This is a genomic window from Nitrospira sp. CR1.1 (assembly GCA_014055465.1).
Classification (GTDB): Bacteria; Nitrospirota; Nitrospiria; order Nitrospirales; family Nitrospiraceae; genus Nitrospira_A.
In genome coordinates, this window is record WIAF01000001.1 from 478,085 (window position 1) to 503,128 (window position 25,044).

Here is a 25,044-nt window from a genome sequence, read left to right on the forward strand (position 1 = left end):
CTCTCGACGGGAGGTACACATGAAATGCTTCTCTCGCCTCGCGTTCTTAGCCGTCCTCGTCATCGCTCCGCTACCCTCCCAGGCCATGACCGACATGGGCGATATCGGCACCATCATCGAAAGGTTCGTCACAAAACAATTCCCTGATGCAGCCAGTCATTTCTGGGTCGTGAACGACACCCAACAAGACGGCGACGAAATGATCGTGGATATGAATGCTATCGTGACAGACCGACGGCAGACACCGCCGACGGAGAATCGCTTCCTGCTGTTGATCGTGGAAGGGCGACTTCAAGGCATTCAAAACATTCCGCTGGATACTGCGGCAGAATGTCAAAAAGAGCAGGAAGTCTAGGCGAGTCTGTTTCGTACCACCTTCCGCGCCAGATACAACAACGCCCCGTCTGCATCACTGCAAACGGGGCGTTGCAATTCCTACCTTTATGGGGCGGATTACTTGATCATGACAAGCTTGCCACCGACGTGAGCCGGGTGCAAATGGCAGCGATAGGTCAGCGTGTTTCCCTGCGTCGCATTGAACATGTCGCTGGTCGGTACACCGATATACTTGGTTTCGCCCGGCTTCAGCACAACTTCAGCCTTCATCACAAACGGAGAAGCCGCGTTGACCGGATCGGTCATTTGAAATCCATGCTCGCTCGAAGAGTTATTCGTCACCTTCAGCACGACCGGACGTCCCGGGCGAATTTTAAAATCGATCACCGTCACCGGCGGATACCAGGCCTTCAAGCTCCCGATCTCCACAGCGTACAATTCCGCATCCACAATTAATTCTTTAAACGGCTGACCGACCACGGAGCCGGTATCCAAATCGCCGACCTCGACACCGCCAGCTTGCAACGCGTATGCGCCGGATGCCCCAGCCATTAACATGACCAGGCCAAAGAATACTGCTACCATCGTCTTGCCCATGACCTACCTCCTTAAAGAGATTAAGAAGAGATGCGATTAGGTTGGTGAATAATGACCGCCGCGCTCTGAACCTCTGCTAGACACCGCGCCCCGGAGGCTAGCACACACTGCTCGGAAATGTCCTAAATAAAAGGCTGATGAGGGAAACCTTATAGCATAGGGATTAAAAAGGAAGCAAGAAAGTTCTTGGACCGTCAGCGGGCGTCTCCAGGCGGGAAATTTTCTGAGAATCCTGAGCAACAATCCGTCATTCAGCACGGTATTTCAAATGTTTACGGCAACGCGCTGCCCTCCGGTGGCATTTCGACCACATGGGATCCAATCAGTAGATCATATGGCGTGTAGTCATCCGTCAATGTCAGGCCCGGCGACCAGGGAGCAGTACGTCGCGAGGCCAGCAGGGCTATCGCTTCAGGAGGTAATCGCCGAGCCTCGACCTGCATTTGAATACGCTTCACGAATTCGTCATACGACATCATATCGATCGGGCCGCCGCCAAAGAAAATAAGATTCTCCGCCGTCGTCTGATGGGCACGCCACGGCCCCTTCACTCCGAACGATTCAATGGAGGGAAACGAGCTCTTCAACGTCTGCACGACTGCACTCGCACGCTGCAGATCGCCTCCTTCTCCTGAAGAGGCCAGATTGAGAGCCAACACACCGTTGGGATTCAGCTTGCCACGCAACTCTGAAAAGAACTCGACCGTGGTCAAATGGAAGGGAATGAGATGCCGGGCAAACGCGTCGACCCAAATCACGTCATAGGTCGCCTTTGTATCGCGCAGAAACACGCGGGCATCTTTCACGGACACATGGTGATTGGCGGGAGGATGGTATTCGAAATACTGTTCCGCCATTCGCACGACGACGGGATCAAATTCGACGACATCCAATTCCAACTCAGGCCAGACTTGAGCGAGCCACTTCGCCAACGACCCACCGCCGTGTCCCAAAATGAGCCCTCGTTTGGGCTCCGGAGCCAGCGCAACCGCCGCTACCATGAGTTGGCTATAGGGAAGAAACAGGGCCGTGGGATCCGACCGCCACATCACCGCATGCCAGGTACGGTCGAGGACCAGATAGCGAAACAGATCATCGTCGCGCACACGGACTTGCTGATAGGGACTATCCTCCTGATACACCAATCCCGCAACTGGAGGGGCCTGACCGAACAATTGCCATCCCAGCATGAGCGCGCCGGTCATGAACAAACCAGTCAATTTCGTGACCTTCCCGCTGCCTTGTCGCAACCATAGCAACCCCAGCGCCAGTTGAATCATCCCCAGCGTGGCCACAAGGGTCTGCGTTCCCAACCAAGAAAGGAGAAAAAACGCGGTTCCCCAGGTCCCCGCCAAGCTGCCGACGGTGGATAACGCAATCATGCTGCCGGTACGGCGCCCGAGGTATCCCATGTCCACGACGGCCAACCGAAGCAATGCGGGCATCACTCCGCTCAAGCCGAACGCCGGAGGAGCCAGCAACACACATGCCGCGAGGCTTGGGCCCCATCGCGGATCCTCGACCATTTTGGCGACTTTGAAAATGGCGCCCTGCCCCATCCAGGACATCAATAACGTCCAGGCGCCGGATCCAAGGAGAAGCCAAGCCAGGACCGCCGCAACGCGATACCGATCCGAGGCCCAGCCGCCGAAGGCATAGCCCGAACTCATGGCCGCCAGAATGATCCCGATCAATGCCCCCCACACGAAGAGGGAATTTCCGAACACAGGAGCCAGCAAGCGGCTGCCTAAAATTTCAAGCGCCATCACGATAGCGCCGGTCACGAGCGCCGTAATGAGCAAAAAGAGCCGGGAAATGGGAACGGAAGCAGGTCTTTGTGCCATCATCGACAAAAGACCGCGGGACACAGTGAGGAGACGCATCGGCAGCGGGTGTGGGACCACACCATTTTACAAGGTCCCCCAATTTTTGAAATATCGGAGCAGATCGCGCACCGAAATCATTCCGACCACACGCCCTTCTTCGGTAATCACCAGATGCCGAATTCCTCGTTCGGCCATCACATCACTCGCCTCATGCGCGGATTGGGCGATATCGATCGTCATGATCGGGGCGCTCATCACCGAGCGAACCGTCACCTGCTCGGACGCCGCTCCGCTGGCCATGGCTTTGCGGACAAGATCGGCCTCGCTGACAATCCCCACGTAGTCGCCATGATCAGCAACGAGCAGCGCCCCGACCCGGGCATCGCGCAATTGCTGCGCGACAACCAATAACGAATCATCCGGTCGCACCGTCTTCGTGATGGGACGCATCATCATGGCCAACGGTCGTTGGATGGGCCCGCCTGCAACCACCACGCGTCTTCTCCTGCAAAGAGGGCCGAATTCTACTCAAGTACGCCACAATCTGCAATTCATCCCGCGCTGCGTCATTTGGCACGAACCGCAAAAACCTGCGAGAAGATTGCTCGCTTTGGCAGGCGTTGCTATACTACCGACTCTACACGAATTCTCACCCACGGTTCTCGGCTTTTCTTAAAGAGGAGATGCATCCATGCATATCAGCGTGATTGGAACGGGCTATGTCGGCTTGGTCACCGGGGCCTGCTTCGCAGAATTCGGCGTGAACGTCACCTGTATGGACACGGACGCGCGACGGATTGCCAAACTCGAAAAGGGGGAAGTGCCATTTTTTGAGCCCGGCATCACCGAACTCGTTGCCAAAGGCATCAAGGAAGACCGGCTCCATTTCACGACTGATGTCGCCAAGGCCGTCGACAAAGCCCTTGTCATCTTCATCGCCGTCGGAACGCCTCCGAAATCGGACGGGTCAGCCGACTTATCGTACGTGGAAGAGGTGGGACGCGGGATCGCGAAGAATATGACCGGGTACAAGGTCATCGTCACCAAATCGACTGTCCCCGTCGGCACCGGCGAAAAATTGCGCGAAGTGATTAAAGCCAACCAAACCGGCCGATTCCGGTTCGACATCGTGTCCAATCCGGAATTCCTGCGGGAGGGCTCCGCCATTGAAGATTTTATGCGCCCCAACCGCGTGGTCATCGGCGCGGACAGCGAGCAGGCCGTCGCGATCATGAAAGACCTGTATCGCCCCCTCTACTTGCTCGAAACGCCGATCGTGGTCACCGACATTCCAACCGCTGAGATGATCAAATATGCCTCCAACGCATTTCTCGCCGTCAAAATTTCATTTATCAACGAAATTGCAACCGTGTGCGAAAAGGTGGGAGCGGACGTCCAGTTGGTGTCCAAGGGCATGGGGCTCGACAACCGCATCGGCAACAAATTTCTGCATGCCGGACCCGGGTTCGGTGGATCCTGCTTTCCGAAAGACCTCGCGGCCCTGGTCCAGACCGGTGAACGTGTCGGGTATCCGTTTCAGATTGCCGGCGCTGCAGCCAAGGTGAACTACGAACAGCACTTGCGAATGGTCGAGAAGGTCAAGGATGCGTGCGGAGGGGTCAAAGGGAAAACGCTCGGCGTGTTGGGCCTCTCCTTCAAACCCAACACGAACGATATGCGGGAAGCGCCCTCGTTGACGATCTTGAGCGAGTTGATGAAGGAAGGCGCCAAGATCCGCGCGTACGACCCGGCCTCGATGGAAGAATCGGTGAAACTGCTACCAGGGATGGTCCCCTGCCAGGACACGTATGACGTTGCGGAAGGGGCCGACGGCCTCATTGTCATGACTGAATGGAACCAGTTCAGAAATCTCGATTTCGAGCGGCTCAAGAAGGCGATGCGGGAGCCGTTGCTGCTGGACCTTCGCAACACCTACGAGTCGGACCGGGTCGTCCCCTACGGCTTCCGCCACGTCTCAGTCGGTCGTCCCACCAAGAATCCGGCCGCCTAACCGGCGGCCGGGCGGCCACCGCTAGCTGAGCAGTTTTGCCGGTTCTGGCTGTGCCCCTTCTTTTGCCTTCGGCTTGTAACCCATCCGGTCGAGCACCTTCATGATCTTGGTTTTCAAGCGGTCGTCTGCCTCCGCCAGCGCCGTGGCGAGAGGCTCGACCGCCGGCTTGCCGATCTTCCGGATAATTTCTGTCGCCGACTGACGCACATCGTCTTCCTCGGCCACCAGCAGCGGCACGAGCGGGGGAACAGCCGACCCGCCGATCTTAATCAACGAATCATAGGCCCGCTGCCGCACATCGCCCACTTCATCGGTGAGGGCTTCGACCAGAGGCACCACCGCGCGCGGATCCTTCAAGTCGCCCAGGACTTCCGCCGCATATTTACGGTTGAGCCAGTGCGAATCCTTCAAATCGATCAGCATCGCGTCGGCTTTGGCGGCGTTCGGATCTTTCGCGCGAATCCGGAAGCTCTTGGCCACGCGCTTGCCGCCTTCTTCCACCACACGAATCGTGGCCCCGTCGCCCGGCTTGATCTTGAGGAACTCTTCGAGGGCTTCTTCCCCGACATCCAACACAACCGTTTTCCCGTCATAGGCCAACAGTTCGACTTCCAACTGTTTTGCCTCCGGATTGACGGCCACGACCCGCTCCGTCACCAGGTTGAATCCGTCTTTCTTGGGGCCGCCCTTCGGTCCGATTTGAATCAGTTTTACCGGTGCTTCTTCTGCCATAGTAGAGTTCCTTTATCGGGTTATGACGAGGTCGCCTGTTTCCATCCCAAACTTGCGAGAACACCTTCGACGGTCTCTTGCACCATCGTATTTTCATCTTCCAAAAGAGGGAGCAGCGGCTCGATGGCCTGCTTGGCCCCGAGTCGCGCCAACGATTCAGCGGCATTCCGGCGGACAAGCCAGTCCTCATCCTGCAGGGACTGGATCAAGGCCTCGGCGCTGCGCGGGTCGCCGATCTTTCCGAGCGCCTCTGCCGCATGACGCCGAACCATCCAATTAGGTCCCAAGAGACCGCCGATCAATGCATCGACCGCCCTGGTGTCGCCGATTTTCTTCAACACCCGCGCGACATCTTCACGCACCGTGCCGTCACCCAGCGCGTCAATCAATCCAGGCGTCGCCCGGGAGTCGCCGATACGCTCCAGTGCCCACACCGCCGCGGTCCTGACGGCTCCATCCTTATCCTTGAGCGCCGCCATCAGGGGATCGACGGCGCGGGGATCGCGGAACCGTCCGAGCGCGTTCGCGGCCTGTTCGCGGATCGCCCATTCATCGTCTCGCAAGGCCTCCAACAGCTGATCGAACGCAACGGGGCCGATGCGCACCACCGCCGTCGCGGCCGCTTCACGAATGACCACGTCCTCGTCCGCCATCAGGCCAATCAATTGAGGAACGGCCTCAATCCCCATCTGTCCGAGACTCGCCATCGCATGGTCCCGCAACGCCTCATTGTCGTCGCGCAACGCCGCTATCAATTGTGCAATTCGCTCGGCATCACTCATGATCGTCCGCTTCCTCCTGCCCGACCGGCTGTTCACCCTCGAGTGCCGCAAGTTTGTCCGCAATAAGGCCGGCGCTGTACGACACGATGCCGTCCCGATCGCTTCGCAACCGGTTGAACAGCTCGTTATACGGACGCAAGACCTCGACATCTTTGATTTTCGCCAGCGCCTCGATGGCCATCACTCGCAAGGGCCGGATCGGGATCGCTTCAATATACAATTGTGCCGGACGCGGATCGCCAATCAGCCCTAGCGACTTCACGGCATACTCCTTCACTCCGGTATCCTTATCCTTCTGCAGCCGTTTCATCAACGGTTCCACCGCGCGCACGTCACCGATTTTCCCAAGCAAATCCGCGGCGGCTTCACGGATGAGCCAATCGTCGTCCTCAAGATACTCGATGAGAATCTCAACCGCAGGCCGCCCGATCCCCAGGAGATCCATCACCGTGGCCATGCGGGCTTCCTCGCGTTCGCTCGCGCCCTCCACATCACGCAACGCATTAAACGTCGCATCGATCCGTTCCCGGATGGCGCTCAGCTTCTTCAATGTCCGCACGGCGATTTCGCGGACCGCTGGGGAGGCCATGGCGTCGATCAATCCATCGGCTGAACGCGGGTCGAGCAGATGTTCGAGAATGGTCGCGGCCGTCGTTTGCGCCTCCGCAGCCGGGTGGCTCAACATTTCACACAACGGCGTGATCGCATTGGGAATCACGCCCAAGAGCTGCCGAACGCGATGACGCACATCCTCATCGGGCGACTCGTGAAGATTGCGCACCAACCCCGCCGCAGTGTTGTCGTCCAAATTGCCGGCCATCTGCTCAAGTGCGGCAAACGCGGCCTGCCGCACCGTCTCTTCAGGATCCCGAATCAACGTGACCAACGCAACGCCCGCAGCCGGATCTTTGATGCGCGCCAACATCGCCGCCGCTTCCACACGAAGAGGCACATCGCCTGTCCGCAGCGCCTGCGTCAAGGCGTGGACCGCCCGAGGACCGCCGGCCAGGCAAGCCGCCGTGGCTCGCATCCGCCGCCACTCTTCCTCGTGCGTCAACTCGGAGACTAAGGTGTCGATCGACTCTTTGGACATCGTAAAAGAATTGCGCAGATCGAGATTGTGTTACTTGCCTAGGCTGAAGCGCGTTTCCGAAACCGCGCCCTCGCTCGATCAGCACAGGATCATGTTTAGACTCGCCCGGCGCGCCACCCAACCGCCGTGAGCGTTTCCCGAACGTGATACCGGATATTTTCATCCTGCTCGTTCGCCAGCATGGGCAGGAGAGACGGGATCACCGCCGGTCCGAATTTCGTCAGGGCCGTAGCGGCTTCCGACCGGGTAATGGTATTCCGCAAGGCCACGATGAGCGAAGGAATCGCCACCGCATCGGCGATCATCCCTAATGCACGGGCCGCCATCCCCATCGTGGCCATCTCGTCCGTCCAGCCTTCGGCGCAGGGTGTGGCCGAACTTCTCGGCTCACCCAGCGGTACCCCCTCGACAACCCGCCGCAAAATTGGCACCACCCGGCGGTCGCCGATATGACCGAGGGCTTCGACTGCCAAGAGCCGTAACCCTGGCTCCTTCATCACCGCCACCAGATAATCCACCGCGCGCCCGTCTCGAATCACGCCCAGCGCCCGGACCACATCTTCGCGAATCGCCGAGTCCCGTTCATTGAACAAGGTCCGCAACAAGGGCTCGACGGAGTCCGGCGACTTCAGCTTCCCCAATGCCTCCACCGCATGGAGGCGCACCAGCCAGTCATCATGCTGCAGGGCCTCAATCAACCCTGCCATCGCCGCAACGCCAATGGCGGCCAGCGCACTGGAAGCCTCCTCGCGGACGGCCTTGACCTTGTCTTGCAGCAGCGGCATCAGGGCAGGAACCGCGTCCGGGTCGCCGATCCGTCCCAAGCCCTTTGCCGCGTGCATGCGCACAATCCAATCGCGACTGCCCAGGGCTTTCATGAGCGGCGCCAAGACTCGCGCATCAGCCAGGGAAGCCAGAATGGCCGATGCCGCTTCTTGCACCTGCAAGGCTGGATCGGTCAAACAGCCCGCCAAGGCTGGAACCGAGACGGATCCGAGCGATGAAAGGGCCCCGACTGCAGCTTCGCGGACCGCGCGATCGGTATCGCGCAGCGCGTTCGTCAGCGGCAGTACGGCCCGCGCATCTTTCAGGGCGCCCAGCAGGGTCGCCGCTTCCTCGCGAATGGCCCAATCTTCATCCGACAGGGCTGCGATCTGTTCACTGACAGTGTCGGCCATGGCGCCTCGGCCTCTGGTGAGGCCATCGACCTTAACACAGCATTTTTTGAGGGGTCAACGCGGGTTGGCCCTACGACCTGACATCGCACCATCCCACGCAGCTGGTCGAAACGGAGGAGAAGAGACGCGGGCGCGTCGGAAGCTCTCAACAGGCCAGACCCCCCGTGAGAGAACGCCGAGGATTACCGCACCGATCCTTTCGCGAAATCTCCGCTCGGACCGAAGCGACCGATATCTCCCAGCGGACGATCGACACGAAGATTGTCGGCCTGACTGGAGTCCACCGAGGTCTCCTCATCGGGAGGTGTCCATCCCAGGTGCTCCAGCGTTTCCACGACCAGTAACCGCAGAGAATCCTTCGCAGTCAATCGGACAGACGCGTAGGACAGCACCCGCTCGCCTTCGGCTTCGACCTCCGAGGCCTTCGGATCGTACAGGAAAGAAATCAGCGGCTCGATGGCCGAATCACCGATCAACACCAGCGCTGCGGCAGCCTTCTCGCGCAACACCCCATCCTTCAACAGCATGATGAGATCGGGGATCACACGGGGATCGCGGAAATGTCCGAGTGCGGTCGCGGCCGCTTCTTTGATAAACGCATCTTCGCTGACGATACATCCGGGGGTCGGTGTCCCATCCTGGCGAACACCTTTCCCTTTGAGGGCCGCCAACACGGCAGGGAGGGCGCGCGGGTCACCGATCATTCCGAGCGAGGCAATAGCATGCCGCTTCACAGCGCCGTCTTTCATGGCCTCCAGCAGTCCATCGATGGCCCGGGGATCACCGATCATTCCCAAGGCAATCGTGGCATCTTCGCGCACGGCCCGGTCCGGATCTTTTAAGGCCTCGATCAAGGCATCCACGACGCGCGGCTCCCTCACCCAGCTTTTGCCGATTTGATAGTCCGTCGTCATGCCGCCCAACGCTCGAGCCGCATGGCAGCGCACGACGAAGTCCTTGTCCTTCATCGTTTCAAGGAGTAGATCGACTGATGGCTGTCCAATCGCGACCAGCGCAATGCCGGCGGTCTCACGCACGATCTTCGAGGAATCCCGGAACAGCTTGATCAAGGCAGGAATCGCCTTCGCGTCGCCGATTTTTCCCAAGGCTTCCGCCGCCGCACTCTTGACAGCGCCGTCGCGATCCCGACAGGCAAATATCAATGCGTCGACGGCACGTGAATCGCGAAGATCACCGCAGGCCTTTGCCGAATGTTCCCGGACACGCCACCGCTCGTCCTTCATCGCCGTAAGGAGCCGATCCATCTGACCCGCGCCCAGTGACACCACGGCTGCGACCGCTTCGTTGCGGACTTCCATGATGGGATCATTAAACAACGCGATCAGCGCTTCGATCGCCTTCGGCCCACCGATCTTGGCGACGCCCCAGCCGGCCCGCGTGCGCACGCACCAATATTCGTCGCCGCAAGCGCCAATCAGCGCATCCAGGGTGATCGGGTCCGCCAACTGCGCCAGGGCTTTGACCGCTTCTTCACGGGTTGCATCATCCGGATCTTCAAGGGAATCAAGCAGATCATCGAGCGCCTGTGCCATCACTCACCTCACTATTCCCGTAATAGGCATCACGTTGACCGCCATGAGGATAGGTGCGCTTGCACCGTACCACCAGGGTCTGAGTCCCGCGGCCCGCCACACATTGATCGAGTGACTTGGAGTATTCCAGTTTCCCGTCCAAACTCACCGTGAAGGGGAAGTCGAAGGTAAAACTGATGAACTTATATTGTCCCGGCTTGAGCTGTAACTCACGCGTTTCGGTCGTCCGGTACGCATCAGATGTTTCCGGATCCAATATCCAGAGCGATGGCGTAATGCCCGGCACCTGCCACCACGATTGGGGCACTAAGGGAGTCGGGTCGATCGTGATGGTATGTTCCTTGGTATAGGCGGGCGGCGGACCGGCCGCCAGGAGCCGTTCAGAATTTCCGGCGAGCACGGCGCATGATAATGCGAGGATCCAGGTAAAAGTCTGCCGCCCAATGAAAGATCTTTGCGACAAGATACGCATCGGTCCTCTATTATTGCAGAAGTGGGGTGACAGGAGCAGCCGTGAACGCGGTCTTGAAAATTTCCTCGACCGGATGACTCTCCCATTCGGTATAGGTCGCCAGTCCGAGGGCGCGCATGACGGTTGCGCCCGTATCGATAATTGACACCGGCTGACGAATCGCGTACCCGGCCTTAATGCCGACGCCTGACGCGATCCAAGGCACGACCGGAACGGCATTCGCTTGATCGGCAGACATCTCACCGGAAGAAAACTGCGTTTCCCCGAAGGCGCTGAGCGAGGTGGCAAAGACCGTCGTCCGTTTCATCAGGCCGAGGTCACGATATAGATCGAGCACGGTCCCCATCGCCTTATCCACAGCCTTTAACGCATCTTTATACGCGGCCGACTTCCAGCCTTGCGCCTCCCCAACACGCCCGGGAACAGGCAAATGCACGACCAGAAGATGCGGCAACGAGGGAATGGCGTGACCATGCCCAGATCCGCTCGTAGCTTTCTTGAAATAATCACGCACATAGCCGACCAACCGGTCGGGGTTGCACTCGGCTCTCAGCGGCCCGCACATTTGATAATCCGTATAGGGTTCCGGTTTGGCGAGCTGATACAGAGATTCGTCCATGTAGAAGATGGCGCTGTCCCGGCCGCCGCTCAAATCGAGATAATCAAACACCGTCGGGGCGCGCGGATATCCACGGCTGAATTCAAAAACATTCCAGGTGATGCCATGCTTGGCCACCGGCATCCCCGTCACCAGCGAGGCCATGGTCGGTAACCGTCGCGCAGGCGAAACTGCCGTGGCCGCCCAGGTGACCGCCCCATCTTTCACCAGAGAGGACAGAACCGGCATCACGCCGCTCTTTAACGATTCCTGGCCAAACCCTTCCAAAACAAACAGAATGACATACTCCGTTGGCCCTGCCTGCGCGGAGGACGGAACAGTATCTCCCGCGTCCCGTGCAGCCAACACTACCGAGGGAGAGAACGAGGCCAGGACGGTCAGGCTCAGGACAATGGCCAGGCAACACCCGACCGAGGCGGATGAAATATTGCGGATGAAACTCATGAGATGCCTCACCAGACAATCGATTTATAAAGCGCAGAAAAAATACCTTAGCACGCTGTTTTCCGGGAAGGCAAGGCACGGACCCCAGCCCTCCATAGCGCCTGAGAGGATTCGATGGTATCCTGAGCCAATCGGGATTGGGCATGTGATATCCCGTCTCCCGAACCCCTTCTTGCAGCGGGGCACCGCCATGTCCGACAACCGTCCTTCTAGCGATTCCCGCTCCCCGGCCAGCGAGCTTCCACGGACCCGGGGCTTCGCGCCCCTGCTCGGCCTGGTCACACTGAGCCTCTTGTTCTCCCTGACCTGTCCCACCCCCAGTCACGCCGACATTCGCTTCGTGACGGCAACCGGAGAACATCGGATGACCGACCGGGAAACCAGGATCGACGCGATCCGCCTCGCCACGGAGCAGGCGAAAAAACAGGCATTGGAACAGGTCGCGTCCTATCTTGAGAGTGTCACCGTCGTCCGGGATCTGGACGTCACCCGGGACGAACTTCGCAGCTACACGGCGGGACTGGTGCTGGTGCTCGATCAGCACGTGGACACCCGGCTCGATGGAGATGTCGTGGTGATCCTCGTCACCCTCAACGCGCAGGTGGATAGCGAAGAGGCGGCGCAGGCCATCACCACGCTGAAACAGAATGAGGACGTACGGCAGGAGTTGCTCGCGCTCAAAGAGGATGTCGATCAACTCCACCAGCAACTCGACGGCGCCAATAAGGCGCTCGCCCGCGCGAATTCATCGGAGCAAACCCGAACACTGCACCAGCAACGCGCCGACCTGCTCAATCGAGCCGAAGCGGACGCGATGGTGGCGCAGGCCTGGACAGACTGGGTGTTGATCGCCCCCTTCGCGCAACCGTACCCCTCGGCGGGGATGGCTCACGTCCAAGCCCTGCTTGGCATCGCAGGCCGCTTGAACCCGAATAATCCCCACCTCGCACTCGCTCTTCAGACCGTGGGAGCCACATCACCACCGGCGCCACCCCAACCTCGACAGCCACCCGTGCCGCATACCGTGCCATTTTTGCCGAGATACTCTGTCGTGCCGCAACAACCGGCTCAGCCAGGCACTGCTCCGCCCGCTGATTCCAAGCAGCTCTCAACTGTCTACCAACTCAATCCGTTGCTGCCCAATCCATCAGGACAACCGCCGCAACCCAGCAACAGCACGACTATCATCCAAGTCCATCCCAGACCGGGAACCTCACCGTCCGTCCAGGACCGCAGCATGATGCCGACCTATCGACAGATCCCGGCGCCAAATAGTCCACCACGTCCTCTGACGTTGCACACCTACCGCGCCGGAGGCGGCATCCCATCGCCTCCGGCTCCTATCACACCGGACGCGGCCCCTCGAGGGCGGCGCCCGCCGGTCATTCAGCAGACGCAACCCGTCCCGTCTCCAGACTCCGATCCGCCCAGCAGTTCCACTCACACCAATCACGGGGGAAAATAGCCATGCCGCTGACATCGGGGCACATTCAGATGGCACTAGGCATGGCTTGCACTCTGCTGTTGGCCACATCCGCTACGGCGGCGGAATCCACCACAGAAGACGTTCGCGCCCATGCCGAACAACGTTTCCAACAGCTTCACGCGCCAGAACACAGGGACCGGCCACAGCGCGAGACCTCACCCTCCTACCACGCCGACCAGTTCCTGATTGGACAGGGCCAAGGCGATCTGAGTAAAGGAACGCTCGTCTGTCAGCGAGTGTCCGAGTTGGCCGCCCGGGCTGACATTGCCAAGCAAATCCGGGTCCAGGTGAAGGAACATGCCACCGACCGCCTGCGCGAACGCACCGGTCGCGAAGCGGAACAGGATATCGAAATCGTGCGCGAGGAAATCGTTCAGGAATATTTGCAAGGAGTCACGATCATCGATCGCCGCATCGACAACGAAGCGAAGATCTGCACAGCCGTAGCCGTCATGCCGAAAACCACACTCCACCCGCCGCCCGCCGCCGAATCGGCACCCCGTCATTGAGCGCATCCGGCTTCCGCGCCATTCCCTCCATTGAACTTCGGACTGCGTTTCGGGTAAGACAATCTTCCCATGCCGATTGAAAACAATTTCCAGCATGACGAACTCTCCAGGAAGAATCCGGGCGACCGCCTGACCTATGCGGACTGGACACCGCCGCCTGACGTGGATTCGCCCGCCTGGCAAGCAGCCATGGGCCAGGCCGGACAGAAGTTATCGCAAGCCGGAGTGCGGCTTATCGTCTTCCTGCATGGGGCTATCCCAGGCACCGACGTCTTTGGTTTAGGGCGTCTCGACGAAGTGGGCGGCCTCAAGCGCGGGTATTCGCGCGGCATCTCCGGATTGGATTCACTCCTCTCGTTCATGCGGGAAGGCAGCAACGGCATCACACCGCTTCCTGGCGGAATGAAACCGCCGCTGGCGAATGACGAGGCAACCAAAACGCTGCTCGACAGTCAGATCGGCGACGCAGGCAATTTCACCGCACCGATCGTGGAGCGGTGCCGCAAAGCTCTCAACCAGGACGTTGCCAAACCCATTGCCTGCGTACGCGAACTCTGGTCCAGCGAACACCATCATCTCGGCCGCGCCCTGGCCGCCTGCCGTCTCTTGGACCATCTGCGCGCCTTGGTGAGTGAACAACGGTTGGGCCCCGGGGATCGCATTCTGATTCAAGCCCATGGGCAGTCCGGTCTCGTGCTCGCGCTGGCCACTAATCTTCTCTGTCCCTCACCGATCACCGGACGGAAAGCATTGTTCGATTTGCTCCTCGCTGCGAACCCGCAGGGACCGGATGCGCAGGCCATTCAGCGCCTCGACCCGTTATTGACCAATGGCACCTTGCTCAATGGCGCAGTCCTCGATATCGTCACCTTTGGCACGCCGGTAAGGTACGGATGGGACCCCTCCGGCATCGGCAAGCTGCTCCACATCGTGAACCATCGCAATTTGCGCACCGACGGGAAAACCTGGCTCTCCAAAATGGACCTGCCGCAGATCACCGTCGAGATGCCGATCGCTTGGGGCGGCGACTACGTGCAGGAACTGGCCGTGGCCGGAAGCGATGCCCTGCCAGCCGAGAGCGCCAAAGCCGCCAATAAAGCGGTGTGGGAATTGCTAGAACCTTACGACGGCTTCGAACGCTGGGTGGAATGCGCCCGCCGCGCCACCCGCTTTCCAAGCGAGGGACAGTGTCTGCTCGTCGATTACAAAGACTGCACGAGCTCAACCAACGTCCGCGACCATTACTACGGCCACGCCGCCTACACGCGCGCAAACGCGATGCTCTTCAACTTTACTCAGATCGTCGGTCGGCTGTATTCATAAGCCTGACCGCTGACCCCATCCGGGCTTGTTGATCTCCCATCATTGTCCCCTACACTCCCTCTTCGAGAGAGAACACGGGCAGAGCGCGCCTTCCTGCTTGCTCCCCAGCAAGTCGTCAAGTAGACTCTCTTTCAGAGTCCGTTTTTGCTCGGAGCCCCGTCTATGCCACCATCACCCCCATCCCCAGACAACATACGGATTGCCGACAATTTGCGCCGCACGATCGAACTGACGGAGTTGGGGCTGGCCTTGCGTCAAGCCGTGATCGAGCAACGGGACGTACCGGGCGCGGGCGAGGGAATCACGCAGGTCATGCACGAAATTCGACTGGCCAAAGAGCAGGCATGGCGGCAGAGCCAATCCTAGTCCAAGCGTTCTCCGACCTCATCACCGACTTCAACCGACGCGAGGTGGCCTATGCGCTGGCCGGGGGCTGGGCCTACAGCGCCTTGGTTGAGCCTCGAGCCACGACCGATATCGACCTCCTTATTCTGCTGGATCCGCCTTCACGCGAACAGATACAGGCGCTCGTCTCATCCCTCTTCGACTCCACCATCATCCATCCGAGCCCTATGGTCTTTCAGGGGATCTCGATTTGGCGAATTGTGGGAATCCGCTCCGAGCAGGAAGTCGTGATCGATTTCCTCCTGGCAGACTCGGCCTATCTTCGAACCGCACTGGAGCGCAGACACACGGTCCCCTTCGGCGCGCTCCAAGTCCCGATGCTGGCGATCGAGGATCTCGTCATCCTCAAGATGGTGGCGGGACGACTCCAGGATCGTGCCGATTTGGAGAAAATCCGCGCACGCCAGGCGGACTTACGCATCGATTGGACGTACGTTGACCGCTGGAAAACGATGCTCGGACTTGCTGATCGTTAGGTCAGGCAAGATTTTTAAGAAGCATGATGGTGGAACTATTCGATCCCGGACGGTTCCCGAGCGAAGGCCAGTGCTTGCTGGTGGATTACAAAGAAGAACTGCCGGAGACGGAGTAACGGCGATTGCTTATCACTTGGGATTTTCGAACTCATCAAACTCAATAACCCGCTCAAACTTGCCGTCGCCATCTTCATCGATCTCCTCACGCACTTTAGCATCTAACTTATAATACATGCGCTTTTTGACTCTGCCTGTGGTTCGGTCAATAAATTCAACCGAGTCAAGTCTTCCCAGTGCATTGTATTCAATCAGATCCGGCCGTCCGGCCCGACCGCGATCGATTTCCGTACGAATGACCTCACCAGCTTGGTTGTAGAAAAGCGCCGTCTCGAAATACCCATCAAAATCATTATCCAAGTTGGCAGCCCATGGGAATTGCCCCTTATACTCATAGACAACATCGTCCTTGCCGTCCGCGTTCCGATCATAGGCTGTACTGGTCATTGAAGAATATGTCCACAGCCAATACATGCACAGTGTGGCGGCAACTCCGATACAGCCCCCGAGCAAAACACCAAATCCGAACGAGGCCCCTGAAGACGACACCTCTGACTGAATCGCAACCTTCTGAGATCCTTCCACCCCCTTCTCCACACCACACTTCCAGCAAGTGACAAACTCCGTCGTATGACACTCGCCGCATGCTGCACATGTCCAATCAGACCCTGGTGTGGCCGTTGAAGCCTGACCGGCAAGCAACTCTTTTCCGATGTCATAGTCCTGATCGTTGAGCACCCAGAGTTCTGGGAACACTTCCACAAACGGAACCGATCCGGCCAGTGAGGAACTCTGTTGATTCCTCACCACACAAGCAATGCCCGCACCTTCAAGCAAATCTTTCAGTGATTCGATCTCGACCAGCGATTGGGAGACATGGAGTTTCTTCATCAGTCACCCACGAATGAGAGGAACAATCGCACGACGGCTCTGCGCCATGACATTTTTGGCATAGAGCCAGGAGAGATATGGTTCTCTAGGAAAACGTAACCGATCGCCCTCATCTCAGTACGGCATCTCGTCGTCATCAAACCCGAAATGGTGCCCGATTTCGTGCACGACCGTATCGCGCACCTCCTGCACCACTTCTTGTTTGGTTCGGCAAAGTCTGAGGATCGGCCCGCGGTAGATGGAGATTTTGGCCGGCAGTTGCCCGCCCGCTTGGAAAAATGATTCTTTGTCGAGGGAGAGACCTTGATAGAGGCCGAGCAAATCCTCGTCTTCCTCCATCTCCAGGTCGGCAAGCACTTCTGGAGAGGGCTCCTCTTCCACCACCACAGCGACGTTGGTGATGCGTTTAGCATATTCGTCTGGAAGCCCGTCGAGCGCCTCCCGCACTAAGGCCTGGAACTCAGGCTCGGTGACCGACAGCGATGCGCGTCTCCGTCCCATAATGATGAGCCCTGGCACTCCCCGGTCGGTTCCCTCTTTACGGGTGAGCCGATCGCCAGTTCAACCCCACTCCGAGATCCACCTTGAGCGGCACCGATAACCCCAACGTCTGACCGGTTCCTTCCATTTCGGCTTTCACGAGTTGTTTCGCCTGCTCCAATTCCTGTACCTGCACTTCGAAAATCAACTCGTCATGGACTTGGAGGATCATCTTGCAGCGAGGCAGTTCGTTCTGGAGGCGTTGATGAACCTTGATCATGGCCACTTTGATCAGATCGGCGGCCGAGCCTTGAATCGGACTATTCACCGCCATGCGCTCACCGACGCCGCGCTGCGACGGATCGCCGCTTTGCAATTCCGGGATGGGGCGGCGGCGGCCGAGGATGGTCGTCGTATAGCCTTTGGTTTTGCCGTCGTTGATGTTCCGGTCCATCAGAGCCCGCACCGCCGCAAATTTCTCGAAGAAGGTCTCGATGTATTGTTTGGCATCGGCTTGCGACACACCGATGTTCGACGCGAGACCGAACGGGCTGATGCCATACACAATGCCGAACACCACGCTCTTCGCCGCGCGCCGCATTTCACGCGTGACCTCTCCGGCAGGCAGGTTGAATATCTCCATGGCCGTGGCCATGTGAATGTCCTCGCCTTTCTCGAAGACCTGCAGCAGGCGAGGGTCTTGCGAGAGGTGCGCTAAAATCCGCGGCTCGACCTGACTGTAATCCGCGCAGAGCAGTTGATGGCCCGGCGGGGCGATAAAGGCTTCGCGGATACGCAAGCCGTAGTCACCCTTCACCGGAATGTTCTGCAGATTCGGGTCCGTGGAAGACAGTCGTCCCGTCGCCGCCACCGTCTGATTCAGGGAGGTATGGAGTCGTTTAGTTTCGGGGTTCACCAACTGCGGCAGGGCATCGACATAGGTCGATTTGAGCTTCGTCAACGTCCGGTAGTTGAGGATCTGCGCCGGGAGGTCATGCTGCGATGCGAGTTGCGTGAGGGTGTCTTCATCCGTGGAGTAGCCGGTCTTCGTTTTGCGCAGCGGCTTCAGGCCGAGGGTTTCGAAGAGCACGGTCGCCAATTGCTTGGGCGAGCCGATATTGAATTCACCGCCGGCCAGACCGTAAATGCTGCCCACCATCTGCTCCAGCTCACGCTCTAACTCCTTGCTCAGAGCCTGGAGGCCCTCGACATCGAGCAGAAAGCCATTCCGTTCGATCTCGGCTAAAACCGGCACCAGCGGCATCTCCACATCGTGAAAGAGCGTCAGGCTCCCTTGCTCCTTCAGGCGCTCACGTAGCATCGGCGCTACCTTCGCCGTGACCGCCGCCGCCTCGCCGCTTCGACGGACCAGGCCTTCATCGACATCAAACAGGGTCTGCGGACCCTTGGCTGATTCCTCGCTTGAGCCGGCGCCGAGTTGATAACTCAGGAGATCCATGGCGATGGCTTCCAAGGTATGGGCGCGACGATTCGGGTTCAACAGATAGTCCGCCACCATCGTATCGAAATAGGGCCCCGGCATCTCGACACCCTGACGGTGGAGCGCCAGCAACAGCGGCTTGAGATCCTGAACCGCTTTCAGCTTACTCCCATCATGCAGGCATTCAATGAGGGGGCGTGGCCAGCCGCGCGCCTCGCCCTGAACGAAGGCCGCGTTCCCATCGGACCGACCCAACGCGCAGCCTCGAATATCTGCGCGCACCCCCGGCTCACCGATCAAAACGCAGGCCAAGCCCAACATCGCAGCTGCCGGTTGCTTCTTCAGAAACGCGTCTGCCGCTGCAGCATCGTGAATCTGTTCGACATCAACTCCCAATCGATTTTGCTCACGCGTCTCTCCCTGAAAAGCCTTCGCCAGCGTCATGAACTCCAGTTCACGTAGCAGACTCACCAGAGTCTCCGTCTGCGGCGCCTTCGCCTGAAAGTGGGCCGGCACAAATTCAAGCGGGCAGTCCAACTGAATCGTCGCCAGTTGCTTGCTCATCCGGGCCTGCTCGCCCTGCTCCAACAACAAATTCTTGGTTTTCGACGGCGTAACTTCTTCGATTCGATTCAGCAGCTCTTCGATGGTGCCGAACTGCGTAATCAATTTCACCGCGGTCTTTTCGCCGATGCCTTTGACGCCGGGAATGTTGTCGCTGGTATCACCCATCAGGCCCATAATTTCGACCACACGCGCCGGCTCCACGCCAAAGCGCACCTGCGAATCCGCTTCACCGAACCATTTATCTTTCACCGGATCGTAAATACGCGTCTTGGGGGTGAGCAGTTGAAACATGTCCTTGTCGCTGGTGACGATCACCACGTCGAGGCCTTCGACTTCGCCTTTTCTCGCCAGGGTGCCGATCAGATCGTCGGCCTCGTACCCGGCCTGCCTGATGACCGGCAGAGACAGCGCTTCCACCACGCGATGGATATACGGAATCTGCGCGCTCATGCCTTGCGGCATGGGAGGCCGTTGCGCCTTGTATTCCTTAAAGGCTTCATGCCGGTGAGTCGGACCTTTTTCATCAAACACGACGGCAACATAGTCCGGGCGATGGTCCCGCAGCACCTTCAGCAACATGGTGGTGAAACCGTAGACCGCATTGGTCTGCAGGCCCTTGGAATTGCTCAAGGGCGGCAGAGCAAAAAACGCCCGATAGATGTAGGCGCTCCCGTCAATCAGGTAGAGAGTCGGCATGATGGAGGAATAGGCGCATAGATCATGAATAACCGGCGTGACCGATGTCTACGCCGACGGCATCAGTCGGGAGCAATGATCAGCGGCGGTTTGCCAAACTTGGCTCGCATCGCGTTGATCGTGCTCAGGACGGTAGACTGTCCGACGATTTTGGCTTCCACGCGCCGTTTGCCGGGAAACTCGATCAACGACAGGCCGATCAACATCGTCAGCACACCCTGCCCCGGCAAGAAGAGCATGAGAAATCCCGCGAAGAGAAAAATCGCCCCGACGACATTCTTCACGATATGCCCAAGCAGCCGGAGCACCGGGTGGTGGTTTTCCATCCAGGGGCGAGGGATGCGGGTATCGAAATAGTCCGCCGGCAACCGCGTCAAGATGATGGGAATCGCGATCAGGGTGCCCACAAACATGAAGACCGACGAGACGGCGAACCAAATCAGCACGCTCGCAGGCACGTAGGATTCGATCTGCGCCAACATGTCGGATATCACCGGCGCATCCTAGCATGGGGCTTTGCGCGGCGGAAAGGGTCCGAAGCCAAGCGGGTTTACGTTCCATGCGCTGCCAGCTATAATTCTTCCCCATGCTGCCGAAGTCATCCAGCAACGTCACGCTGACGACACTCCCTTCCCTGGCCTGCCGCCTGGCCGTCCTTGGCATGGTCCTATTACTCAACACCGTTGTTGTGTTTGACCAATGGGCACAGGCTGCCGACGCCACCGCAGACGCTGAACTGCAGATCGACATCACCAAAATCGGGCTTGGTAAAGAAGTGGTCATTACACAAGGTAAGAAGGAATGGTTCATGCGGGTGGAGGTCACGCCGGAAAATTCCGTGATCGTGCGGCAGGAGAAAGAAGGGGCTCGCTATCTCCTCGATGAGAGCGAAACGCACGATCGCGCCATGACCCCCGCCGAAGTGGATGCGGCCATCGCCGACTTTGTGAATAGCGTCAAAACCAGACAGAAGGTCAAGTAGCCGCCATGACGGGTAAACCCAAATTCGTCATCTTTGCCCACAACGCCACCTACGACAAACTGCACCAGGTCGCGACCCTCGGCCTCACCGCCGCCGCCATGGGTAAGGACGTCATTGTGGTGTTGCTGTTCTGGACGATTAAGAAACTCGCAGAAGGAAAGATCGACGAGATCGACTTTCCGCCCGAATATGCGGCCTCGGCAGAACAGGTCGCCCGGCTTCTGAAGGAGAAGAAGGTCCCGAAGATCTCGGAGATGTTCCAGGAAGCACGTCTGGTCGGGCACTTCCGCCTCATTGCCTGCAGCGCGGGCCTGGAATATATGGGGGTGGCAGCGGGCGCAGTGGAACGCAACGTGGACGAAGTGCTCGGTCTCCCCTCCATCCTCTCGCTCACCGCGCAAGCGGAAACCAAACTGTTCATTTGACCATGTCCTTCGTATTCCGTTGTTCGTATCTCGCTGAAGGATTGGTGACTTGGGGCGTATCGGCTCTCCACGCTTAACGGCTTTTCGTCACGCCGACACGATCGCAATACGCCGCAATCTTGCACTGGCTACACAACGGCGAGACCGGCTGACAGAGGTGCTGTCCGTAAGGCACGAGCAGATCGTTGAATGTGATCCAATACTTGCGCGGAAGTTTCTCGCGGAGGGCCGTTTCCGTTTCATCGGGACTCTTGGTCTTAACGTACCCCCATCGATTGCTGATCCGGTGGACGTGAATATCGACGCAAATCCCAGGCTTTTCATACCCGACCGTCACCACAAGATTGGCCGTCTTCCTCCCGACTCCCGGCAACGTCAGCAATTCATCGATCTTGTCCGGCACCAGACCATGGTACCGCTCACGGAGTTGGGCGCAGATCTGCTGAATCTGTTTGGCCTTGGTCCGATAGAATCCGACTGGATAGATGGCTGATTCGACAGTCGATTGGGACAAGTGCTGCATGGTAGCGGGCGTCGAGGCGAGGGCAAAGAGCCGCGCGCTGGCCTCCGCGGTTGTCTTGTCTTTGGTTCGTAGACTGAGAAGGCAGGAGATCAGCACCAGGAAGGGATCACGACCGGATTGTCTGGCGACAACGCCGACAACCGGATCAGGCCAGCGGGCAATCTCCCGTTTGACCGTTCGGATGACGGCATGGATCTCTTGCGCCTGCATGGAGCTGCCGGAAAGAGGACTTGAATTGGAATGGTCTAGATGGTCGGCGAAGGGAAAAACGCCTGACGTCTATTCGGGGCGTCTCTTTGCGAGCCACTTCTGGCGACGACGTTGAGCCTCTCGCTCTTTCGCCTTCTTGCGGACACTCGGCTTCTCATAGTACCGGCGGCGCTTCAGTTCGCGGAACAATCCTTCGCCCGCCAATTTCTTCTTGGCGACCTTCAGGGCTTTTTCAACGTTGTTATTGAAGACCTTAATTTCCATCGTCAGCTACCTTCGACTCTCTTTCAGCGAAGTTTCAGGATATTCAACATGTTTTGGGGCCACGAATCGAAGGGCGGAGTGTAGCATAGCGATTTCGCATCCACAAGCATTTGTTCCGCAACGGCGAAACGCTCCCGAATAGCTACAATAAGCTGCTGATTTGGTTGACCTTTCATGTTCTCTTCGACCATGGCCACACAACCATCGATAACCGCGTCGGCAAGCTGAATGCCCATCTTCAGATCAGGCTGAAGCTCCGGCTTCGCATGCGCCAAGAGACCCCGGAGAAGCGGGATCACCTCGCAACACAGTTTCACGATTTCCATCGGCGTCTCGATCGCACCCAATACACCGGATGATAGTTGCACAGCGCGATCAGGATGGTTGGATGGAAGCTTTCTCGCCTGGAGCACCCGAGCATAGGCATCCCGGTCAGCCTGCATCAACTCGCGGAGGCGCGTACCAATCTCGGACAGGCGTGTTTCAACCGCGCGTGCGCGGTTCAGTTTGGCCACCATGGTGCCTAACGTTGCCGCGAACGACGCAGCAAGGGCGCCCACGCTTCCCCCCGTCAGCCCCTGCTGAGCGAGCACCGTTTCAGCACGTGCGTCGGCTTTCGCCGGCAGCGCCGGCGACTCCCTGCCCGGCTGCGACCCGGCCAACCGGCCGATCGCCACGCGCGATTCGACACTGTCCAAGCGCATTTCGAGCACTTGCCTTCCTTCAAATCGATCGAGACGCAGCGCCTGCTGCGCCGTATCGATGAGGCACTGTTCGGGCACCAGTCCGATAATTTCTGTCCCCGCCACTTCTACGCCACGGGCTGCCGCTTCCCGCTCGACAGCGGCGAACACCACGTGAATCGACGTTTCTTCATAGTTCGTCAGATTCATCGAGACCTGTACGAGCCCCTGGCTTCTTAATTCAATACCGATCGCTTTCACACACGGGAGGCCTCCGCTCGACTGCCGAACGGCCTTCGCAATCGCCCTGGCAACTGATAAATCCGGGCTCTTCAGATTTACGTTAAAGGCAATGAGCGGCCACCGCGCGCCGACCACCGTGGCCCCGGCGGTGTGATGCAGCTGCTTCGGGCCGAAATCCGGCGCCCAGGCCGCGTCGGCGGCCATCCGGTCCGCCAGTCCCTTCAAGCCGCCTTTTCGAATCAATTCCAGCTGGATGCGCTCAGGCCTCGCCGCCGCCTGTTCGTAGAGAAACACGGGGATCTTCAATTCATTGCCGATACGCTGGCCGACCATGCGAGCCAATTGCACGCAGTCCTGCATGCTGACGTCTCGAATGGGGACGAACGGCATCACATCCGTCGCGCCGACGCGCGGATGTTCCCCTTGATGGCTTCGCAGGTCGATCAACTGAGACGCCAGCCGTGCCATTTGAAAGGCCACCTCGGCGACGGCATACGGCCGTCCGACGAAGGTGACGACCGAGCGGTGATGGTCCGCATCATGTGATTCATCCAGGAAGGCGACGCCGGGCACCGATCGAACCAGGCCGACTAACGCCTGGATAACTTCGGGATTCCGGCCCTCACTGAAATTCGGCACACATTCGACAATCTGACTCACGGCGCTCCTTCCTCCGTCCGTTTAGGCCTGCTGCTTCCCGGGGAAGTGTGAGACAAGAAAAAAGCCGGAGGTAGGCGACCGTACCCTCCGGCTTGGCAGAAACATGACGGCCTCGCACCCGCGCGCCTGTCGCTGAGTACTACTTGGCTTTTTTGACGAAGGCCTTGTAAATCCGTTTCGAAGAACTGTGTTCCTCTTCCAGCCCCACCATTTCATGACCGGTCGTCTCACACCAGGCCGGCATATCTTTCTTGATGCCCTCGTCGTCCGAGACGACCTCCAGCACCTGACCCATGGTGAGTTCTTTGATTTTCTTCGAGGTCAAAATAATCGGCATCGGGCAAAAATACCCCAATGTATCGAGCTTCACATCAGCCTGTATCATGCCCTCTCCTCAGCCCTGCTTAGATGAATAGATTAACACTGCCTTGCTTGGCTTCCGCCAGGTAGGTCGTCACACCGGCAAATTGATCGATTCCGTCGATCAACGTGTCTTTCGTAATTCCCATCAAGCCCATCGTGGTGGTGCAGGCAATAAAGCGAACGTCGAGATCCAGCGCCATCTGCATCAATTCCGGCACGCCGGGCATACGATTCTGCTTCATCACCACTTGCATCATCTTCGTGCCCAGCCCCCAAAAATGGAAGCGGGACAAGGGCAACGTGTCGGCTCCGCCTTTGTTGAGGAAGCCGAACATTCGACGCAGCCAATCCGACGCGGAACTGCTCGCCCCTTTTTTGCGGATCGTGTTCAGCCCCCAGAAGGTAAAAAACACCGTCACCCGCATCCCCATCGCGGCGGCACCGGTCGCGATGATAAAGGCGGCCATCGCTTTGTCAAGGTCTCCACTGAGGAGCACGATCGTGACGCGGTCGGCCTTCGAGTCGCGGAGTTCCGCCAGGGCGGCTGTGGGCTCGATTTGTGCGGTCGTCATCGCTTACCTCGCATGTGGGAGCACAACCGGCAGAATTCACTACCAAAAATGACTATAGTCTCCGCTTCTTTTTCTTGTCAAGAAATGCGGGGTCGTTCCGGGCGCTCGCCCACGCTCAGGGTTCAATACCGCGGCCAGTGCTCAC

The 25,044-nt window shown here is 58.6% G+C and carries 28 protein-coding genes; 9 read left to right on the forward strand and 19 right to left on the reverse strand.

Annotated elements, in window-relative coordinates; translation table 11 throughout:
* Positions 1-19 precede the first annotated feature (19 nt).
* Entirely contained in the window at positions 20-355 is a 336-nt protein-coding gene (locus GDA65_02305; protein ID MBA5861530.1) for a hypothetical protein, read from the forward strand.
* 98 nt (positions 356-453) lie between these two features.
* Here the strand turns inward: GDA65_02305 and GDA65_02310 are convergent, their stop codons facing one another.
* The 3 genes from GDA65_02310 to GDA65_02320 form a co-directional block, all read right to left on the reverse strand.
* Entirely contained in the window at positions 454-933 is a 480-nt protein-coding gene (locus GDA65_02310) for a hypothetical protein (protein ID MBA5861531.1), read from the reverse strand.
* 272 nt (positions 934-1,205) lie between these two features.
* Positions 1,206-2,837 carry a hypothetical protein gene (locus tag GDA65_02315; protein ID MBA5861532.1) on the reverse strand — a complete coding sequence of 544 codons (1,632 nt, stop codon included), beginning with the start codon at positions 2,835-2,837 and terminating at the stop codon, positions 1,206-1,208.
* A 6-nt stretch (positions 2,838-2,843) separates the two neighbouring features.
* Positions 2,844-3,254, reverse strand: coding sequence for a CBS domain-containing protein (locus GDA65_02320; GenBank protein MBA5861533.1), 411 nt, complete (start codon positions 3,252-3,254; stop codon positions 2,844-2,846).
* A gap of 196 nt (positions 3,255-3,450) precedes the next feature.
* On the opposite strand from GDA65_02320, the gene GDA65_02325 reads away from it, so the two are divergent.
* Positions 3,451-4,770, forward strand: coding sequence for a nucleotide sugar dehydrogenase (locus GDA65_02325; protein MBA5861534.1), 1,320 nt, complete (start codon positions 3,451-3,453; stop codon positions 4,768-4,770).
* Positions 4,771-4,791: 21 nt separating this feature from the next.
* Here GDA65_02325 and GDA65_02330 read toward each other — a convergent pair whose 3' ends face one another.
* The 7 genes from GDA65_02330 to GDA65_02360 all read right to left on the reverse strand — a co-directional run bounded on the left by GDA65_02330 (position 4,792) and on the right by GDA65_02360 (position 11,643).
* Positions 4,792-5,502 carry a hypothetical protein gene (locus GDA65_02330; protein ID MBA5861535.1) on the reverse strand — a complete coding sequence of 237 codons (711 nt, stop codon included), beginning with the start codon at positions 5,500-5,502 and terminating at the stop codon, positions 4,792-4,794.
* A gap of 20 nt (positions 5,503-5,522) precedes the next feature.
* Positions 5,523-6,434, reverse strand: coding sequence for a hypothetical protein (locus tag GDA65_02335; protein MBA5861536.1), 912 nt, complete (start codon positions 6,432-6,434; stop codon positions 5,523-5,525).
* Positions 6,277-7,377 carry a hypothetical protein gene (locus tag GDA65_02340; GenBank protein ID MBA5861537.1) on the reverse strand — a complete coding sequence of 367 codons (1,101 nt, stop codon included), beginning with the start codon at positions 7,375-7,377 and terminating at the stop codon, positions 6,277-6,279. The genes GDA65_02335 and GDA65_02340 overlap by 158 nt, the downstream gene beginning before the upstream one ends.
* A 95-nt stretch (positions 7,378-7,472) precedes the next feature.
* Entirely contained in the window at positions 7,473-8,555 is a 1,083-nt protein-coding gene (locus GDA65_02345) for a hypothetical protein (GenBank protein ID MBA5861538.1), read from the reverse strand.
* Positions 8,556-8,737: 182 nt separating this feature from the next.
* A complete protein-coding gene (locus tag GDA65_02350; protein MBA5861539.1) occupies positions 8,738-10,108 on the reverse strand; it encodes a hypothetical protein in 1,371 nt (456 codons plus the stop codon).
* Positions 10,089-10,508, reverse strand: coding sequence for a hypothetical protein (locus tag GDA65_02355; GenBank protein MBA5861540.1), 420 nt, complete (start codon positions 10,506-10,508; stop codon positions 10,089-10,091). Before GDA65_02355 ends, GDA65_02350 begins: the two co-directional genes overlap by 20 nt.
* Positions 10,509-10,590: 82 nt before the next feature.
* A complete protein-coding gene (locus tag GDA65_02360; protein ID MBA5861541.1) occupies positions 10,591-11,643 on the reverse strand; it encodes a hypothetical protein in 1,053 nt (350 codons plus the stop codon).
* A 145-nt stretch (positions 11,644-11,788) separates the two neighbouring features.
* Here GDA65_02360 and GDA65_02365 point away from each other — a divergent pair, with 145 nt between their 5' ends.
* The 5 genes from GDA65_02365 (at position 11,789) to GDA65_02385 (ending at position 15,842) form a co-directional block, all read left to right on the forward strand.
* Positions 11,789-13,108 (forward strand): hypothetical protein, encoded by a 1,320-nt coding sequence (locus GDA65_02365; GenBank protein ID MBA5861542.1) that lies wholly within the window; start codon positions 11,789-11,791, stop codon positions 13,106-13,108.
* Between the two features lie 2 nt (positions 13,109-13,110).
* Complete coding sequence (locus tag GDA65_02370) at positions 13,111-13,638, forward strand: hypothetical protein (protein MBA5861543.1); 528 nt, start codon at positions 13,111-13,113, stop codon at positions 13,636-13,638.
* Positions 13,639-13,707: 69 nt separating this feature from the next.
* Positions 13,708-14,961 carry a hypothetical protein gene (locus GDA65_02375; GenBank protein MBA5861544.1) on the forward strand — a complete coding sequence of 418 codons (1,254 nt, stop codon included), beginning with the start codon at positions 13,708-13,710 and terminating at the stop codon, positions 14,959-14,961.
* Between the two features lie 162 nt (positions 14,962-15,123).
* Positions 15,124-15,327, forward strand: coding sequence for a hypothetical protein (locus GDA65_02380; protein MBA5861545.1), 204 nt, complete (start codon positions 15,124-15,126; stop codon positions 15,325-15,327).
* Complete coding sequence (locus tag GDA65_02385) at positions 15,306-15,842, forward strand: hypothetical protein (protein MBA5861546.1); 537 nt, start codon at positions 15,306-15,308, stop codon at positions 15,840-15,842. Before GDA65_02380 ends, GDA65_02385 begins: the two co-directional genes overlap by 22 nt.
* Before the next feature lie 129 nt (positions 15,843-15,971).
* Here GDA65_02385 and GDA65_02390 read toward each other — a convergent pair whose 3' ends face one another.
* The 4 genes from GDA65_02390 to GDA65_02405 all read right to left on the reverse strand — a co-directional run bounded on the left by GDA65_02390 (position 15,972) and on the right by GDA65_02405 (position 20,468).
* Positions 15,972-16,790 (reverse strand): hypothetical protein, encoded by an 819-nt coding sequence (locus GDA65_02390; protein ID MBA5861547.1) that lies wholly within the window; start codon positions 16,788-16,790, stop codon positions 15,972-15,974.
* Between the two features lie 114 nt (positions 16,791-16,904).
* Positions 16,905-17,291: a hypothetical protein gene (locus GDA65_02395; protein ID MBA5861548.1), complete on the reverse strand. Its 387-nt coding sequence runs from the start codon at positions 17,289-17,291 to the stop codon at positions 16,905-16,907.
* A 37-nt stretch (positions 17,292-17,328) separates the two neighbouring features.
* The gene (gene polA, locus GDA65_02400) at positions 17,329-19,974 is read right to left on the reverse strand and encodes a DNA polymerase I (GenBank protein ID MBA5861549.1); all 2,646 of its coding nucleotides are present in this window, start codon (positions 19,972-19,974) and stop codon (positions 17,329-17,331) included.
* 62 nt (positions 19,975-20,036) lie between these two features.
* A complete protein-coding gene (locus tag GDA65_02405; protein MBA5861550.1) occupies positions 20,037-20,468 on the reverse strand; it encodes a hypothetical protein in 432 nt (143 codons plus the stop codon).
* 92 nt (positions 20,469-20,560) lie between these two features.
* On the opposite strand from GDA65_02405, the gene GDA65_02410 reads away from it, so the two are divergent.
* Together GDA65_02410 and GDA65_02415 are read left to right on the forward strand one after the other, a co-directional pair.
* Complete coding sequence (locus tag GDA65_02410) at positions 20,561-20,956, forward strand: hypothetical protein (GenBank protein ID MBA5861551.1); 396 nt, start codon at positions 20,561-20,563, stop codon at positions 20,954-20,956.
* A 5-nt stretch (positions 20,957-20,961) separates the two neighbouring features.
* The gene (locus tag GDA65_02415) at positions 20,962-21,381 is read left to right on the forward strand and encodes a hypothetical protein (protein MBA5861552.1); all 420 of its coding nucleotides are present in this window, start codon (positions 20,962-20,964) and stop codon (positions 21,379-21,381) included.
* Between the two features lie 73 nt (positions 21,382-21,454).
* On the opposite strand, the gene GDA65_02420 is transcribed toward GDA65_02415, so the two are convergent.
* The 5 genes from GDA65_02420 to GDA65_02440 all read right to left on the reverse strand — a co-directional run bounded on the left by GDA65_02420 (position 21,455) and on the right by GDA65_02440 (position 24,899).
* Positions 21,455-22,114: an endonuclease III gene (locus GDA65_02420; protein ID MBA5861553.1), complete on the reverse strand. Its 660-nt coding sequence runs from the start codon at positions 22,112-22,114 to the stop codon at positions 21,455-21,457.
* Positions 22,115-22,183: 69 nt separating this feature from the next.
* Positions 22,184-22,378 carry a 30S ribosomal protein S21 gene (rpsU, locus tag GDA65_02425; GenBank protein MBA5861554.1) on the reverse strand — a complete coding sequence of 65 codons (195 nt, stop codon included), beginning with the start codon at positions 22,376-22,378 and terminating at the stop codon, positions 22,184-22,186.
* A gap of 23 nt (positions 22,379-22,401) precedes the next feature.
* Positions 22,402-23,964, reverse strand: coding sequence for a glutamate formimidoyltransferase (gene ftcD, locus GDA65_02430; GenBank protein ID MBA5861555.1), 1,563 nt, complete (start codon positions 23,962-23,964; stop codon positions 22,402-22,404).
* 139 nt (positions 23,965-24,103) lie between these two features.
* Positions 24,104-24,349, reverse strand: a complete 246-nt coding sequence (locus GDA65_02435) for a sulfurtransferase TusA family protein (GenBank protein MBA5861556.1) — start codon at positions 24,347-24,349, stop codon at positions 24,104-24,106.
* A gap of 19 nt (positions 24,350-24,368) precedes the next feature.
* On the reverse strand, positions 24,369-24,899 hold the full coding sequence (locus GDA65_02440; GenBank protein ID MBA5861557.1) for a hypothetical protein: 531 nt from the start codon (positions 24,897-24,899) through the stop codon (positions 24,369-24,371).
* Positions 24,900-25,044: the final 145 nt, after the last annotated feature.